This window comes from Dyadobacter sp. CY312 (assembly GCF_021390535.1).
In the GTDB taxonomy this organism is placed as follows: domain Bacteria; phylum Bacteroidota; class Bacteroidia; order Cytophagales; family Spirosomataceae; genus Dyadobacter.
The window spans coordinates 79733-95493 of sequence record NZ_JAJUXG010000018.1 but is presented as its reverse complement, the minus strand read 5'-3'; the positions used below and the strand labels follow the sequence as shown (position 1 = coordinate 95493).

The following is a 15761-nucleotide window of genomic DNA, read 5'->3' as shown; positions in this document are numbered from 1 at the left end:
AAATGAGAACAGTTCCGGTGTGATTTAAAGTTGTACCGGACCTTTTACTTTGACGTCAAATGCGCCAGTCAATACCTTTTCGTTTCTTTTTACCTGTAAGAAAATCCGGTAGCGACCCTCTTTAGGGAAAGAATATGGGAATGAGATCATGCTGCCGTGATCCATTCCAACCATTCCATTTTCGTTGGGCTCATACATCCCCATTTCAGTCATCAGAAATTCCTCTCTTTCCAATGTGGTCATGGCTTTTAGTCTACTCAGATAGCTGTCGACGCTATCTCTGAATATTGCTGAGGCTGGTCGTTTTATGAGTTTGGTCGTATCGGCCAGGCGGTTTTTGAAGATGTTTTCAGCTGCCATCGGGAAAGAACCGGATGGATGCAGGTGAATGTAAACCGAACCATCCGCGCTTACCACCACGGCATGGCCCATCATGCCCAGATAGGGTTCCGGCAGACATTCGCTCCCATCAGGGTTGAAAAGTCCGAAAGTCAGCTGATGTGCTTTTCCCGCTTCCAGCGCCTGATCTTGTTTGCCTTCCCAAACAGCATAGGAACCATCCTGAAAAACGGTTTTGGTTCCTGGTTTGCCGCAAATGACAACATCCGCATCCAGTGCCACATTTCCCGGAGCATTTATTGGATCTGTAATTACATAGGTATCTTCATTTGTTGTAGTCTCAATTTCTGCAATGCGTTTTGGCTGTTCTCCAATAACAATGGTGTCAGTAATGGTTTCAGCAAAACCGGAGTACCGTACTATATCAGCATAAACCAAATACTTGCCCGGAGGTAGACTGGGCAGTAAAGCCTCAAAAGTGGTACTGTCTTTTCTTTCGGGATGAATGTGTGCAAACGCGTCGAGACCCGGAGTACGAATCAGGAATGCGTGCATCAGCTTTCCGTGGTCAGGAATGAGTGTACTTAGCATGCTACCCCTTTCCTGCGCAGCCCAACCGGTAGTGTCAATTTTAAGTTGAAAAACACTTAGGTTTTCCTTATTAATTATGGATGCGTTGCCCTGCAAAGGTTTGTACAAATATTGCTTGTATTCCGCTGCCCAGCTGTTCCACCAGCTGCTTCCTCCATACAAGATAACCGCGCATACAACACTGGCAATGCCCATGTTGATATACTTTTTTCTCTGTCTGGGTTTAGATAAACTTTCACCTGCCGGAAGTAATCCATCGCTCACACTGGCTCCAATTGTGGTGATCATCAGAGTGAAAAGAAGTACACCGAGAATTCCAAGTCCTATACCCAATCCCTCCGGCATTTCCCGCTGAGCCGTTGACATAGCCATTACCGGCACAATCAATTCACCTTTTCCTTTGTCTCCGTCAATCAGAATCTGAGCACTGGATGATCCATTTTCCATTAGCCAGATTTCGCCTTCAAATTGTCCCAACTGACCGGGGACAATTTGAAGTTTGTCCGGTGAGGGCGCTCCTTTGTCCCCCGACCGAAAATAAATCGGGCGTGCTTCTACTGACGAGGCACTACCTGTTTCAATATAAACAGAAACTTTTGCAGTTCCGGGAATTACGTCAGGAGGTTGTACACTGACCAATACCTTATATGGTCCGGCTTGTCCCTGCATTTGTACACCGGAACTGCCAATGTGAGCGAGTGCAAATTGGCTGATTGAAATCAGGAAGAGAAGGAATAATAGTTTTTTCATCTTTGAATTTTATGCATCCAGTTACCCCATGATAGTCCGATTTTGGTAGAGATAATACTAGCGACCAATGCTATCCCTAAACCCTTTAATAGCTCGGGTGTGCTTTCAAGCATCCAGGGTGCAAATTTGTAACGGAACTCCCAGTCAGGGCTGTTGCCAAAATACCAGGATTCGGAGCCAAAGAACCAGTTTCTGGCATAAGGTGATTCCATTAAAAAACCTCCTGAAAACCATTGTACGCCAAAGAAAATGACAAGGAATGTGGTTCCGAGGAGGAATGTAAGTTTCCAGTCGTTCCAATAGGCAAATCTGTTTCGAAGTATATCGAGTGCAATAGCTGGAACAATAAGCAACAAAGGGAATTGGAATGCCTGGTAATGATCAATGTGATTCAGGATCGGGCCTAACTTTGGTTCGGCAGGAAAAAGCGGAATGATCCAGAGCGTACCCAACATGAATATGGTATACACTGCGGTTATGGCAGTTATCGTCCATTTATGACTGACAGCTTTGCCCGCCGCCATAAGTAATATAGGAAAGCCCGCAGCTGCATAAATGTAATAACTCGAACGGTGAGATTCCATTCTGCCTAATTCTTCCGAGAGTAAAGTAAACCAAATTGTAAGCAGGAATCCACCGGAAAGCGCGAAGAGAATAAATAGTTTGTTGTCCGTTTTCTTTAATGTATCCGGACGCAGAAAACCTTTTGTTTTTATCTGGTTTTTTAAAGCGATAACGCTGATCATCGCTCCAAACTGTATACCGATCATTCCGAGTAACAACACCGTATGTGGTGGCGAAAGAATGGTGACATCCAGTCCGTAGGTGTTATGCCACCAGTCGTCGAATGGAGCGGAAGTAAGCATAGCAAGAGCACCCCAAACACAAAACAAAGCTCCGAGTGTGCTGTAAAAGAACCCCCATATTTTGACGCTTCGGGATTTTTCTGAATCAGATCCCCAAAACGTTTTTCTCAGAATTTCATATCCGGAAAATAATCCGGCAACAACTGCACCAAGATAGATGACCAGGTGTGGCGGTGAAAGCAACCCGTCGCGGCCGATGGAAATGTGCCAGCAAATGTCCCAGATCAGACCGGTGATTACACAAAAAGACGAAAAAACGGTCGCCAGAATGTAAATAGGAATTTGCTCATTCCGTTGCGCGGCAGTCACTCGTCCTGTGTCGGAAGGCGATGGCGTAAAAGTAGTTTCCATAACTTGAATAGAGAGAATCAGGTTCAACGTCTCAGTACACTAACTACAGACATTTCAGGGGGTTATTTCCCCTATAAATGTTTGGTAACAGTTACTGTGTAATGCTATTAAAAAGAGCTGTATTACAGATAATATACTGTAAATGCCTCAAAATGGGCGTATTGCCTTTACAAATCTTCCTTTAAAATAGTTGGAAAACAGATTGTCTTCTCTTACGCCTTTAGAAGTGGAGGCGTGAATGAACATGATTTCGTCATTATTTCTTACATCCGTTACAATCCCTGCATGGGAAACATAACCTTCTTTTCCTGCTTCCGGAACAAAAAAGACCCAGTCGCCTGGTTTTAGTTCGTTGATACCGGCTACTTCTGCCCCAAACTCAGATTGCTGCCATGAAATCCGTGGAACTTTAACACCTATTTCAGAATATACCGAACAGATCAAACCTGAGCAGTCAATTCCATTTTTATCATTTCCGCCAGAACGATAGGGCGTGCCGTAATACGTGCGGGCTACTTCAACAACTTTTGGAATTTCAGCGCTGTAAGATCCGGAAGGACGGGTATAGGTCGGGCGAGCAGCAGTTGCTCTGCCGGTATTGGATGCGGGTTTCCTTGCAGGGGTCCTTCCTGCAGGTGTGCGGGAAGCCGATCTTGACGGACCAGATCGATATCCTGAATTCTTTGATTTTGAGCTTGATGCAGTTGAAGGTCCCTTCTTGAGCGTATCGCAAGAAGAAATTGATAACACTAAAAAGAATATGGGGAAGAGATATTTGGTAATGTACTTGGTCATGCGCAAAATTTTGGCCGGCAGTATTTTTTTGTCATACAAATAACGTCACTTCTTTTAAAAATTGTCAAATGTGTCTTAAAAGAATGCGCAACTTTTGTCAACCGAAATTTAAAGAATGATACATTATTAAAAATCGGAATAAATATTATGTCTCTGGCTGCTTTGTCAGTAGTTTTGTTGTTGGGCTAAGCCGCATTGGCGGGTTAGTCAGCAGTTATAACCATATTGTCCAGTATTTCAAGATGAAAATTATTTGTGTAGGTCGCAATTACGCCGATCATATAGCCGAGCTTAACAACGAACGTCCTGATGCCCCAGTTATATTTTTAAAGCCGGAAACTGCTCAGATTCGTCTTGGCGAACCATTTTTTTACCCTGATTTTTCGAATGATATCCATCATGAAGTGGAACTTGTGGTGAAGATCAATAAGGTTGGTAAAAACATTGAAGAACGATTTGCACACAAATATTACGACGAGATCGGAGTAGGTATAGACTTCACTGCCCGTGATTTACAATCAGAACTTAAAAGTAAAGGTTTACCCTGGGAACTGGCAAAAGCATTCAACGGATCGGCGCCTGTGTCGGATTTTGTTCCGGTTAGCGATTTTGAAGATATTCAAAACCTGAATTTTAGTCTTGATGTAAATGGCGAAACGCGTCAGAATGGCAATTCTTCCATGATGTTATACCGCATCAATTACCTGATATCCTTTGTTTCCAAGTACTTTATGTTGAAAAAAGGAGATCTGATATTCACAGGAACGCCTAAAGGTGTGTCGTCTGTTAAAATAGGAGACAAGCTAACCGCTTCAATAGAAGGCAAGAAGATGCTGGAATTATTCGTTAGATAATTGTGTCATCTTAAATTTCTCCAAGACTTAACAGTCTATTATCATACACTTCTTTTCATGCAAAATGTTTTTCGGACACTTGTCCGCTTCGGGTTCTTTTTGACAGGATTTATAGGTTTAGTATCTCCTGCTTCGGCTCAAAAGGAATCTTATCCTAAGAATTATTACCAATTTCCGATTATGCCAGGCTTGACCAATACGCTGGCTGGCGGGCTGGGTGATTTGCGGACAAACCATTTTCATGCAGGGTTGGATATTCGCACCCAGCAGAGGGAAGGATTATCGGTTTATGCTGCTGCGGAAGGATATGTCTACAAAGTAGCTGTGCAGCGAAGCGGCTACGGAAATGTAATTTACCTGAAACATCCGAACGGTCAGACTACTGTTTACGGCCATTTGCTCAAATTCAGTTCTAAACTTGCAGCGTATGTGAGAGAGGAGCAATACAAAAAGCAGAGTTTTGAAATTGATCTGTTCCCCGCTGCCGGTCAGTTTAGTTTTAGCAAAGGCGAAGTGATAGCACTTTCCGGAAACACAGGCGGATCAGCCGGGCCGCATCTTCATTTTGAGATCAGGGATTCGCAGGACAACTATCTGAATCCTTTGTATTTCGGTTTTAGGGAAATTAAGGATATAACTCCTCCAAAGTTTGTCAATCTGGCCATACGACCGTTGGATATCAACGGAAGGGTGAACGGGCAGTTTGATCGTCGGGTATATAGCCCTGTTAAGTTGAAAGACGGATCTTACCGTATTGCCCAGCCAGTCAGAGCAACCGGACTAATCGGTATTGACCTGGTGGCGCATGACCAGATGACAGGAACTGGCTTCCGCTACGGATTGCAGTGTATTGAAATCAAAATGGATGGACAGGAGGTATTTTCATATAACATGGAAATTTTTCCGAATGCATCTACCAGGGATTACAACAACCTGATCGACTACGAAACGGAGCAGGAAACAGGGCAACGGTATTTGAGGTGTTACGTTCCTGATGGCAATACATTCAATTTGTATAAAACAGATTTGCTGAAAGGCAAACTGAATATTACAGATACATTGTCACATGAAGTAAAAATTCGTATTTCAGATTCTTACGAGAATTTTTCTGAACTGGTTTTTACGATCAAGGGTGAAGAACGAAGTACTGAACTGCCGGTATTTGATACAGAAGTGAATCCGGAATGGATACAAACAGATATCCAGGAAAATACGCTGATGGTGAGGGCTAAAAATTTCAGGAGTGCAGTTCCGTCAGCTACTTATTATATAGCAGGGAAAGAGGTGAATAAAGAGCCTGATTTTTACGACAAAGAGTCCGCCGTTTTTTTGACGGATTTGCGTAAACTGATGCCGGATTCGGTTAAGATTGGGAATTCTGTCGCAAGAACTTATCTGCGGACGCAGATTCTGCCAGGTACTAAGGCGGCATTTAACGGCAAAAATTGGTCGGTTGACTTTAAACCAACGAGCTTGTTTGATACATTATTTGTGACAGGACAGCAGAATATGAATTATCTGACAGTGAATACAAAAGGAACTGCGCTAAAAGATGTTGTGTCGATCTCGTTTACTCCCGGAAACGCACCCGAAAACAAGGAAAGGACGCAAGTATACAGGTATCTGGATGGTGAATATCGGTTTATAGGAGGGGAGTGGCTGGGCGATAAGGTCAGCTTTGATACAAAAGAACTGGGGACATTTGTGATTCAGACAGATACCATACCACCTAAGGTGAGGCTTTTAGAACACAGCAAAACGAGGATAAGAGGCTATGTCTGGGATACATCTTCCGGAATTTCCCGTTCCAGAGCTTTAATTGGAGGGGAATGGGTTTTGATGAATTTTGATAGTAAGACAGGATATGTATGGTCAGAAAAGCTTGATGAAAGCCTTCCTTTTGAAGGAGAACTAACGCTTGAAGTTACGGATAGGGCGGGAAATAGTACTATCTTGCAAACTGAACTGAAAGAACCGGTTGTAAAATCGGCTAAACGAAAAAAATAGAACGTTATGGCACTTCAAGTGGGTGATGCTGCTCCAAAGTTTGCAGCGAAAGATCAGGATGGAAAAGAAGTAAAGCTATCTGATTTTGAAGGTAAGAAGGTAATTCTTTATTTTTATCCCAAAGATGACACGCCCGGATGTACCGCACAGGCATGCAATCTGCGCGACAACTATGACGCCATTTTAAACAAAGGTTATGTAGTGCTCGGAGTAAGTGTTGATACAGAAAAGTCTCATGTGAAATTTATCAAAAAATTTGATTTGCCTTTTCCTTTGCTTGCAGATACTGATCATGCAATTGTAGAAGCGTATGGTGTTTGGGTGGAAAAAAGCATGTATGGCAGAACTTACATGGGCACGGCGAGAACGACATTTGTGATAAACGAAAAGGGTGTGATTGAAGAGATTATCCAAAAAGTCGATACAAAAAATCATACAGATCAAATTCTTAGTAAAACTGAATAATAAATAGTCATATTCTAAGTCTGATTAGTACCAAATTTACAATCTTTTAAAAGGAGCCAATCCGCAAGAAAAATTAATAGAAATGGAAATTGAAAAATTAGAAAAAGTAGCATCCCAGGTTCGCAGGGATATTGTCCGCATGGTGCATGGCTGTCAGTCGGGCCATCCGGGAGGATCTTTGGGATGTACGGAGATTTTGGTAGCGCTGTATTTTGAGCAAATGAAGCTTAAAGAAGAAAATGGCAAACCTGTTTTCGATATGAACGGAGAAGGGGAAGATTTGTTCTTCTTATCCAATGGCCACATTTCTCCGGTTTGGTATAGCGTATTAGCACATAGAGGATATTTTGAGAAGAGTGAACTTGCTACATTCAGAAAGCTGGATTCACGTTTGCAAGGTCACCCAACGACGCACGAACATCTTGAAGGAATCAGAATCGCATCTGGTTCACTTGGACAGGGAATGTCGGCGGCAATTGGATCTGCACTTGCTAAGAAACTGAATAAGGACGATCGTTCGGTATTTGTTTTGATGGGTGACGGAGAGCAGCAGGAAGGCCAGGTTTGGGAGGCAGCTATGTTTGCACCACACCACGAGGTAGACAACCTGATTGCGATCATCGATTTGAACGGACAACAGATCGACGGTCCTACATTAAAAGTAATGAACAACCGCGATCTTGGTAAAAAATACGAAGCTTTTGGATGGGAAGTAATTTCTATTGAAGAAGGTAACGATATGGCTGCTGTTGTTAAAGGCCTTTATGAAGCGAAAAGCAGACTGGGACACGGTCGTCCGATTATGATTCTTCTTCATACAGGAATGGGCTTTGGTGTGGACTACATGATGGGCACGCACAAATGGCACGGAACTGCACCTAACGATGATCAGTTGGCTGTTGCATTGGCACAGTTGGAAGAGACGTTGGGAGATTATTAATAGATACAGCCTGATTGGTTAACAGATATAGACATTAAGTTATAATGAAAAAATACACTTTCACTGAAAAGAAAGACACCCGCTCTGGTTTTGGAGCCGGGATGCATGTTCTCGGACAGCAGAACCCAAATGTGGTTGCACTTTGTGCTGACCTTGTTGGTTCTCTAAAACTTGAACCATTCATTAAAGAAAATCCGGATCGTTTTGTTCAGTGCGGAATTTCGGAAGCCAACATGATTGGTGTTTCTGCCGGCTTAACAATCGGAGGTAAAATTCCTTTTGCAACTACATTCGCAAACTTCGCGACTGGTCGTGTTTACGATCAGATCCGTCAGAGTGTTGCTTATTCTAATAAAAACGTAAAAATCTGTGCTTCTCACGCCGGTCTTACTTTGGGAGAAGATGGTGCAACACACCAGATTCTTGAAGATTTGGGAATGATGAAAATGCTTCCGGGCATGACGGTTATCAATCCTTGCGACTACAACCAGACAAAAGCAGCAACGATCGCAATCGCTGATTACGAAGGTCCTGTTTATCTGCGTTTCGGCCGTCCGGTAATTCCTGTATTTACAGATGCGGACCAGAAGTTTGAGATTGGTAAAGCATGGATGGTGAACGAAGGTACTGACGTAAGTATTTTTGCAACGGGTCACATGGTTTGGGAAGCAATTCAGGCTGGCGAACAACTTGAAGCAGAAGGTATCAATGCTGAAATTATCAATATTCACACCATCAAACCTTTGGATGAAGAAGCAATTCTGAAATCTGTTGAGAAAACTGGCTGTGCAGTAACTGCCGAAGAACACAACCGTCTGGGTGGTTTGGGTGACAGCGTTGCACAGGTTTTGGTTAAGAACAAATTGGTTCCTCAGGAATATGTAGCCGTAAACGACAGCTTTGGAGAGAGCGGAACGCCTGCACAATTGATGGAAAAATATGGCTTGACTGCCAAAGATATTGTTGCTGCCGCGAAGCGTGCTATCGCCCGTAAACAATAGTATTTATAAAGTTGCTGCTAAGTAGCAGTTTTGCAGAGTCTTGTAGAAAGCAGATCATCATTTCGCTTTTTGCAAGACTCTGTTATATTTGTCCGTATTAGTAAAATAATGTATAATTGAAGCACCTGAACTCTTATTAGTCAGGTATAGGATTTAATTTCCTCCGGTTTAGCCTGTAATCGACAAACAGGTTTATTTTTGTAAATGTCTGACGAAGAATTATTAGCTCTGTTTCAGAATCCCGAAACGCGTCGAAACGCTTTCAATCAACTGGTACGTAAGTACCAGCAAAAGGTCTATTGGCTGGTTCGCAAAATGGTTGTTGATCATGACGACGCCAATGATATTACGCAGGATGTATTTATCAAAGCATGGACAGCACTGGAAAATTTCCGTGGTGACGCTAAGTTTTATACATGGTTGTATCGCATTGCGAGCAACGAAGCAATCAATTTTTTGAATAAAAAAAGAAAACGTTTCTTCATTCCGATCTACGATGTTGAGAATGAATTGAGTGAAAAGCTGGAAGCGGATCCGGAGCTTAGCGGTGACGTTATACAATTGAAATTGCAAAAAGCACTTCTGAAACTCCCTGAAAAACAGCGCTTAGTATTCAATTTGAAGTATTATGAAGAGTTGCCATATGAAGAAATTTCTGAAATCACAGGAACGTCAGTTGGTGCTCTGAAAGCTTCGTATCACTGGGCTACAAAAAAAATTGAAGATTTTTTAAACGAGACCGATTAAACCATTACGATTTTAATAAGTCAAACCTCCGTTAATAAAGAAATTTAAAAAGTCATGGACAACAAACGCATACGGTTGGATGATTTGAAAAAGGAAACGCCTTTTTCTGTACCGGATGGTTATTTTGACAAGTTACCACAGATCATTCAGTCAAGAATTGTTTCGGAACCTGCGCGGAAACCTTTGGTAGGGTGGTCGTGGCAACGTTCGGTATCTTTGGTTTCGGCAATGGCGCTGATACTGGTGCTGGTATGGGTTACGGTTCCGGAGCGTCAGGGTGCACTGGGAGAAGGTCCGTTGACAGACATTAGCGATGCTTCTATTGTGGCTTATCTGGAAGATCAGGATATCAGCTATTACGATTTAAGCGAGCATAAAGTCGTTCAGAAAGCTTTTGATACGGACTCAACAATTTTGAATTATTTGGACGATATGGACAGTGATTTTATCCGTCAGCAATTATTAGAATCAGCTTCCGGAGAAACTATTTGACCCTAACAATGATAAAGATGAAATCAGAACTATTAAAGAAATTGAAACACGGTGTACTTCCGGTTATTTTGCTCTTCATTTCGGTTACAGCAGTTAATGCTCAGCGCCGTTCGGAAGATGAAATGAAAAAGATACAGGATGCAAAGGTTGCGATCATCACCAATCGATTGAGTTTAACGGCTGAGCAGTCGACCGGATTTTGGCCGGTGTATAATGAATACAGCCAGAAACGCAGAGATATTCATCGCGCACAACGCAAAATTATCAATGATAAAAAAGCGGAAGGAAAAACAGATGAACAGGTACTCGGCAATTTGAAGGAAGTCCAGGAGCTGAAACAACGTGAACTGGATCTGGAAAAAGAATACCAGAACCGTTTTTTAAAGGTAATTACGGCTAATCAGGTAATTGAGCTTTATAAGGCGGAAAAAACATTTAACGATATGTTGCTTCAACGTCTAAAGCAAAGACCAGAAGGAAGTTCTAACTAGTAAATCGACTTATTACATTTAATTTTTATCCCGCAATGGAATTTATCTTTTGCGGGATTTTCTATTATAGCAGCGGCCGAATCTGAATTGATCCGGCCGCTGCTTATTTGATTCATACAAAGTTCCTAATGGCCACCTACGGCCGATACACCTTTGATACCTCTGGTCTCAACTGTAATGTTCTTTTGCTGAGCTGTGTGCTCTTTAAAATCCTGAATAATTTCAAGTACGTCGTAGTCAATGTTGACAGACTTGGTACCATCAATAATCACGGTTGAGTTTTCGGGCAGGTTATCGAGTGTAAGACCAATGCTTCCCTTATTAAGGAATGTAACTTCCTCAGAAAGAATAAGCGTAATCACATCTCCATCACGGTGTTCTTCCTTCTTATAGTGATAAGAGTGCTTGTAGTTTTTTCTTAGTATAAAGTAAATCGCAACCACCATACCAATGGCGATCCCCTTTAAAAGATCTGTACTTAAAATAGCAATAACCGTAACGATAAACGGAATGAACTGATCTTTCCCAAGTTTGTACATGCCTTTGTACAGGGAGAATTTGGATAGTTTATAACCCACCATCAACAATATCACAGCAAGGCACGACAATGGCACAAAGTTGAGATACTTTGGAATAAAGATCGCAGATAGCAATAGGATACTGCCGTGGATGATGGTTGCCATTTTACTTCTGGCACCTGACTCAATATTGGCCGAACTACGCACGATTACCTGGGTAATTGGAAGCCCGCCTATTAATCCCGAAACCATATTTCCTGCCCCCTGAGCTATCAGCTCGCGGTTGGTCGGCGTGTTCCTTTTATAGGGATCCAGTTTATCTGTGGCCTCTACGGAGAGCAGTGATTCCAAACTGGCAACGATAGCGATTGTAATTGCGACCGTGTAAACCTCCACTTTCTGGAACGCAGAGAAGTCCGGTGTTTTGAAAAAGCTGAAAAACTCACTCGCATTAGAAGCTACCGGTAACTGAACCAGATGTTCTCCAGACAACACCCACTGAGGAGCTACGCTTCCGAAGAGCATGTTGAGTGTCGTTCCAACCATTACAACAAAAAGAGCTCCCGGTAGAAATTTAAAGAGTTGTATCCTTTTCATGAAGGGCTTATCGAACAGAATGAGCAAAGCCAATGACACCAATGAAATGACAATGGCACCTACGCTGCTATATTTTACAGCATTAAAAAGCTCACTAAAAGTGTTCTGCCCGTCTTTTTGAGCAAATGCTTCGTCTCCCATGAAATCAGCATCATAACCGAAAGCATGCGGTATTTCTTTCAACACGAGGGTGATCCCGATGGCTGCCAGCATTCCTTTAATTACCGCAGATGGAAAATAGTAGCCAATGATCCCGGCTTTGAGAAATCCTGCAATAATCTGGAGTAAACCTGCCAGAACAACGGCAAGCAAAAATGCTTCAAAACTGCCCAGCGTGTCCAGTGCCGTTAGTACAATTACCACTAATCCAGCTGCCGGACCAGACACCCCAAGGGCGGAACCACTCAGTGAGCCTACGACAATTCCACCTACTACACCGGCAATAATACCGGAAAATAGAAGGTCCGATCTGCCTGTTGAAGCAAGTGCCACCCCAAGGCATAGTGGGAGGGCGACCAGGTACACCACCAGTCCCGACGGGAAGTCGTATTTGAGATTAGATAACAAATTATTCTTACTAGCTGACATTGTAGGTATGATAATTTAAATGATTCGAGGACAGGAGTGAATGAAATGATTACTGCAACGAGTGTTGAAGATCGAATTTGTAAACGGACTCGACCTTGCTTATATCTCCGATGGAGATGTTCAGATCTTTAAGCAAACCTGTATGAACATCGTAGACAAGCCCGTGAACAAGCAGACTCTGACCATTAGCCCATGCGTTTTGCACGATGGATGTTTTGGTCAGGTTAAAAACCTGCTCCTTTATGTTCAGTTCAACCAGTCTGTTAAATCTATCGCTTTCATTTTCTATTGCATTAAGCTCGGTTTCGTGTAAACGGTACACATCCTTAATGTTACGAAGCCAGTTGTCTATGAGACCAACCTGCTTGGTTCCCATGGCTGCTTTCACACCTCCGCAACCATAATGGCCTACCACCATCACATGTTTAACGCCAAGTACATTGATGGAATAATCGAGCACGCTCAACATGCTCATATCGGTATGCACGACCATGTTGGCAATGTTTCGTGTTACAAATATGTCACCCGGCGCGGTTCCGGTCAATTCATTGGCTGGTACACGACTATCTGAACAGCCAATCCATAAGAATTCAGGGCTTTGACCCTGTGCGAGGCTGTTAAAAAAGTCTGGATTATTCTTGTTTGTATCTGAAACCCACTTCTCGTTATTGTCAAATAACTTTTTATATGAACGTATCATTTTTTCTGATTTAAATCCTGAATGAAAAAACGTGCGAAGCATCAAAATGTCCTTAATTCAAATCATGAATGAAATGAATGAGGCATTTGCTAATGCACGGAATAAAATGTTGGGAAGATTAAATCAGGCGAGTTCCGGGGGAGGAGAGAAGAGATTTTTGAAAATCTCGTTTTCGCATTGTACGGCGTAGGAAAATACAGTTTTAAGAATTACTGATGCCGTATTATGATGTAGTTGTACCGAAGTGTGAACAATCTGCTGATCGTCCACTATTTTTTCAACTTCTGTTTTTTCAGTGTCACAATTGTCCGATTTGCACAGGGATGCGACTTTGTCTTTAGCCAACAGTATGCTTACAACATCTGTTGACTTACAGAAGAAGAAGACCGTGAGCAATATGAGACAAAGGTTTTTCAATGAATGAGAATCGGGTTAATTCAGCTTTTCTAACTGTTTACAGCGTTAGAACGTTCGTTTTTTTGATCTGGTATGCCTCAATTATTAAAATGAGATAAGAATTTTCGAAGGCGTTCTATTCCATAAGCTATTAAAAAAAGGGATGTAATGATACATCCCTTCTCGTTATTTTAAGGTCTCCAGCCTTTTTCGTGGTTTTCCAACCAGCGCCCAACTACAAAAGCTGAGCCCAGCAGAACCACGTAAAACGCTATCATGATAATCGTCATTTCCATAAAACTATCTGATTTACTCTGATTATAATATGAACAAAAATAGAAAAAAAAACCAAGATTGGAAGCCTCCGTACAAAATTATAGAACACCTTTTGTAGATGGCATAAAGTCAAGAGCCTTTAAATCACGGCGTACGGCCATCTTTATAGCCTTGGCAAATCCTTTAAATATAGACTCGATTTTGTGATGTTCATTTTGCCCTTCTGACTTAATATTCAGGTTGCAAAGTGAAGTGTCCGAAAACGATTTGAAAAAGTGATAGAACATTTCTGTTGGCATTTCACCAATTTTTTCCCTCTTGAAGTCAGCGTCCCAAACAAGCCACGGACGACCAGAAAAATCAATTGCAACCTGTGCAAGTGCTTCATCCATAGGTAGTAAGAATCCGTAACGACTTATTCCTCTTTTGTCTCCCAGCGCCTGACGATATGCATCTCCGAGTGCGAGTGCTGTATCTTCAATAGTGTGATGCTCGTCTATATGCAAATCACCCTCAACATGAATGGTCAGATCTGCACCAGAGTGACGCGCAAGCTGGTCTAACATATGATCGTAAAATCCAAGTCCTGTATGTATGCTAGAGCGGCCGCTTCCATCCAGATTCAACTCAATTTTAATACGCGTTTCTTTTGTATTTCTTTCTACAAATGCCGTTCTGGATGGTAATTTTAAGTGTTCGTAAATAGCATCCCAGTCGTTGGAAACAAATGAAACGGCATCATTCATTTCGGCAGTTAATCCTTCGGCAGGCAACCTTTCACCAATAAAAATGGCTTTTGCTCCCAGATTTACGGCAAGCTGAACGTCGGTGAGCCGATCGCCGATCACATAACTATTACCCAGATCATATTCTTCCGAAAAATAGGAGCCAAGCATTCCGATACCAGGTTTGCGGGTTGGCAGATTGTCTTCTGGAAAGCTCCGGTCTATGTGCGTATGCGCAAAATATATGTTTTCTCCTTCCAGGGTCTTTACCATTTTATTATGTGCCGGCCAGAAAGTATCCTCCGGAAACGACTCCGTTCCAAGTCCGTCCTGATTGGTAACCATTACAAATTCAAAATCAGTTTCTTCCGATATTCTGCGAAGATTTGAGATTGCTTTTGGGATGAATTCCAGCTTTTCAAGGGAATCTATCTGGAAATCAATAGGTGGCTCGACAATAATGGTACCATCGCGGTCTATAAAAAGTACTTTTTTCATTGAGTGGAAAATAGGCTGTAAAATTCCCGTAGGGACTAAGAAGTAAATTTGCACAAAGTTCGCAAAGTATATGGATTTGGAAAGCCAATACGCAACTAAATCGCATCGGCAAGCCAATGGAATAAAAAGGTTTTTAAAGATGTTGTAACTTTACAAAAGAATTGTTTTTAAACGTAAGTGAAATGTTTACAGGAATTGTTGAAGCACTGGCAGAAGTAATTAAAGTTGAAACCGAAGGAACAAATAAAACTTTTACCTTGAAGGCTGAAATTGCCAGGGAATTTAAGATAGATCAGAGCATTAGTCATAACGGCGTTTGCCTGACCGTGGTAGAAACCAATAACGATACTTACAAGGTTACGGCTATTGAAGAAACGCTGATTAAAACCAATCTCGACCCGGTTAAAGAAGGAGATAAGCTGAACCTGGAGCGATGCATGCCTGCCTCAGGACGTTTTGACGGACATATTGTGCAGGGACATGTGGATCAGACGGCTGTTTGCATCAACAAAGAAAACAGAGATGGAAGCTGGCTTTTTGATTTTCAGTATGATCCAACACTTGGAAATATTACTGTAGAGAAGGGATCGATTTGTATCAATGGGGTTAGTCTTACCGTTTTCAATTCAGCCAGTGATACTTTCAGAGTGGCCATTATACCATATACATACTCATTTACCAATTTTCATAACCTGGAAGTCGGTGATAGGGTAAACCTCGAATTTGATATTTTAGGTAAGTACATCAAGCGTATTCTGGGAGGGTATCAATAAC

At 42.1% G+C, this 15761-nt stretch carries 15 protein-coding genes; 9 read left to right on the top strand and 6 right to left on the bottom strand.

All coding sequences use genetic code 11. The features are described 5' to 3' along the window. Positions 1 to 24: 24 nt before the first annotated feature. The 3 genes from LZG71_RS23765 to LZG71_RS23755 form a co-directional block, all read right to left on the bottom strand. Positions 25 to 1680 carry a hypothetical protein gene (locus tag LZG71_RS23765; RefSeq protein WP_233824650.1) on the bottom strand — a complete coding sequence of 552 codons (1656 nt, stop codon included), beginning with the start codon at positions 1678 to 1680 and terminating at the stop codon, positions 25 to 27. After that, positions 1677 to 2897, bottom strand: coding sequence for a hypothetical protein (locus tag LZG71_RS23760; RefSeq protein ID WP_233824648.1), 1221 nt, complete (start codon positions 2895 to 2897; stop codon positions 1677 to 1679). Before LZG71_RS23760 ends, LZG71_RS23765 begins: the two co-directional genes overlap by 4 nt. Positions 2898 to 3044: 147 nt before the next feature. Then, complete coding sequence (locus LZG71_RS23755) at positions 3045 to 3692, bottom strand: C40 family peptidase (RefSeq protein WP_233824646.1); 648 nt, start codon at positions 3690 to 3692, stop codon at positions 3045 to 3047. Between the two features lie 224 nt (positions 3693 to 3916). Between LZG71_RS23755 and LZG71_RS23750 the strand changes: the two genes are divergently transcribed. From LZG71_RS23750 to LZG71_RS23715, 8 genes are all read left to right on the top strand, one after another. Next, positions 3917 to 4546 (top strand): fumarylacetoacetate hydrolase family protein, encoded by a 630-nt coding sequence (locus LZG71_RS23750; RefSeq protein ID WP_310587784.1) that lies wholly within the window; start codon positions 3917 to 3919, stop codon positions 4544 to 4546. A gap of 57 nt (positions 4547 to 4603) precedes the next feature. Beyond that, on the top strand, positions 4604 to 6553 hold the full coding sequence (locus LZG71_RS23745) for a M23 family metallopeptidase (RefSeq protein ID WP_233824641.1): 1950 nt from the start codon (positions 4604 to 4606) through the stop codon (positions 6551 to 6553). 6 nt (positions 6554 to 6559) lie between these two features. Further along, the gene (bcp, locus tag LZG71_RS23740; protein WP_233824639.1) at positions 6560 to 7018 is read left to right on the top strand and encodes a thioredoxin-dependent thiol peroxidase; all 459 of its coding nucleotides are present in this window, start codon (positions 6560 to 6562) and stop codon (positions 7016 to 7018) included. Between the two features lie 34 nt (positions 7019 to 7052). Next, the gene (locus LZG71_RS23735; RefSeq protein WP_310587783.1) at positions 7053 to 7958 is read left to right on the top strand and encodes a transketolase; all 906 of its coding nucleotides are present in this window, start codon (positions 7053 to 7055) and stop codon (positions 7956 to 7958) included. A 44-nt stretch (positions 7959 to 8002) separates the two neighbouring features. After that, positions 8003 to 8959 carry a transketolase family protein gene (locus LZG71_RS23730; RefSeq protein WP_233824635.1) on the top strand — a complete coding sequence of 319 codons (957 nt, stop codon included), beginning with the start codon at positions 8003 to 8005 and terminating at the stop codon, positions 8957 to 8959. A 204-nt stretch (positions 8960 to 9163) separates the two neighbouring features. Next, complete coding sequence (locus tag LZG71_RS23725) at positions 9164 to 9706, top strand: RNA polymerase sigma factor (protein WP_233824633.1); 543 nt, start codon at positions 9164 to 9166, stop codon at positions 9704 to 9706. A 54-nt stretch (positions 9707 to 9760) separates the two neighbouring features. Next, positions 9761 to 10198, top strand: a complete 438-nt coding sequence (locus LZG71_RS23720) for an ash family protein (RefSeq protein ID WP_233824632.1) — start codon at positions 9761 to 9763, stop codon at positions 10196 to 10198. A 17-nt stretch (positions 10199 to 10215) separates the two neighbouring features. After that, on the top strand, positions 10216 to 10689 hold the full coding sequence (locus tag LZG71_RS23715; protein ID WP_233824630.1) for a hypothetical protein: 474 nt from the start codon (positions 10216 to 10218) through the stop codon (positions 10687 to 10689). Positions 10690 to 10814: 125 nt separating this feature from the next. On the opposite strand, the gene LZG71_RS23710 is transcribed toward LZG71_RS23715, so the two are convergent. The 3 genes from LZG71_RS23710 to hisB all read right to left on the bottom strand — a co-directional run bounded on the left by LZG71_RS23710 (position 10815) and on the right by hisB (position 14987). After that, entirely contained in the window at positions 10815 to 12392 is a 1578-nt protein-coding gene (locus LZG71_RS23710) for a SulP family inorganic anion transporter (RefSeq protein WP_233824628.1), read from the bottom strand. A gap of 49 nt (positions 12393 to 12441) precedes the next feature. Continuing rightward, a complete protein-coding gene (locus tag LZG71_RS23705) occupies positions 12442 to 13092 on the bottom strand; it encodes a carbonic anhydrase (protein ID WP_233824627.1) in 651 nt (216 codons plus the stop codon). Positions 13093 to 13862: 770 nt separating this feature from the next. Continuing rightward, positions 13863 to 14987 carry a bifunctional histidinol-phosphatase/imidazoleglycerol-phosphate dehydratase HisB gene (gene hisB, locus LZG71_RS23700; protein ID WP_233824626.1) on the bottom strand — a complete coding sequence of 375 codons (1125 nt, stop codon included), beginning with the start codon at positions 14985 to 14987 and terminating at the stop codon, positions 13863 to 13865. 182 nt (positions 14988 to 15169) lie between these two features. On the opposite strand from hisB, the gene LZG71_RS23695 reads away from it, so the two are divergent. After that, on the top strand, positions 15170 to 15760 hold the full coding sequence (locus LZG71_RS23695) for a riboflavin synthase (protein ID WP_233824625.1): 591 nt from the start codon (positions 15170 to 15172) through the stop codon (positions 15758 to 15760). Position 15761: the final 1 nt, after the last annotated feature.

Excerpts from the sequence above, each read along its gene's own strand:
- LZG71_RS23720 (WP_233824632.1), top strand. The coding sequence starts at position 9,761 with ATGGACAACAAACGCATACGGTTGGATGATTTGAAAAAGGAAACGCCT.
- LZG71_RS23745 (WP_233824641.1), top strand. The coding sequence starts at position 4,604 with ATGCAAAATGTTTTTCGGACACTTGTCCGCTTCGGGTTCTTTTTGACA.
- LZG71_RS23755 (WP_233824646.1), bottom strand. The coding sequence starts at position 3,692 with ATGACCAAGTACATTACCAAATATCTCTTCCCCATATTCTTTTTAGTG.
- LZG71_RS23765 (WP_233824650.1), bottom strand. The coding sequence starts at position 1,680 with ATGAAAAAACTATTATTCCTTCTCTTCCTGATTTCAATCAGCCAATTT.
- LZG71_RS23725 (WP_233824633.1), top strand. The coding sequence starts at position 9,164 with ATGTCTGACGAAGAATTATTAGCTCTGTTTCAGAATCCCGAAACGCGT.
- hisB (WP_233824626.1), bottom strand. The coding sequence starts at position 14,987 with ATGAAAAAAGTACTTTTTATAGACCGCGATGGTACCATTATTGTCGAG.
- bcp (WP_233824639.1), top strand. The coding sequence starts at position 6,560 with ATGGCACTTCAAGTGGGTGATGCTGCTCCAAAGTTTGCAGCGAAAGAT.
- LZG71_RS23730 (WP_233824635.1), top strand. The coding sequence starts at position 8,003 with ATGAAAAAATACACTTTCACTGAAAAGAAAGACACCCGCTCTGGTTTT.
- LZG71_RS23710 (WP_233824628.1), bottom strand. The coding sequence starts at position 12,392 with ATGTCAGCTAGTAAGAATAATTTGTTATCTAATCTCAAATACGACTTC.
- LZG71_RS23760 (WP_233824648.1), bottom strand. The coding sequence starts at position 2,897 with ATGGAAACTACTTTTACGCCATCGCCTTCCGACACAGGACGAGTGACT.
- LZG71_RS23715 (WP_233824630.1), top strand. The coding sequence starts at position 10,216 with ATGAAATCAGAACTATTAAAGAAATTGAAACACGGTGTACTTCCGGTT.
- LZG71_RS23695 (WP_233824625.1), top strand. The coding sequence starts at position 15,170 with ATGTTTACAGGAATTGTTGAAGCACTGGCAGAAGTAATTAAAGTTGAA.
- LZG71_RS23705 (WP_233824627.1), bottom strand. The coding sequence starts at position 13,092 with ATGATACGTTCATATAAAAAGTTATTTGACAATAACGAGAAGTGGGTT.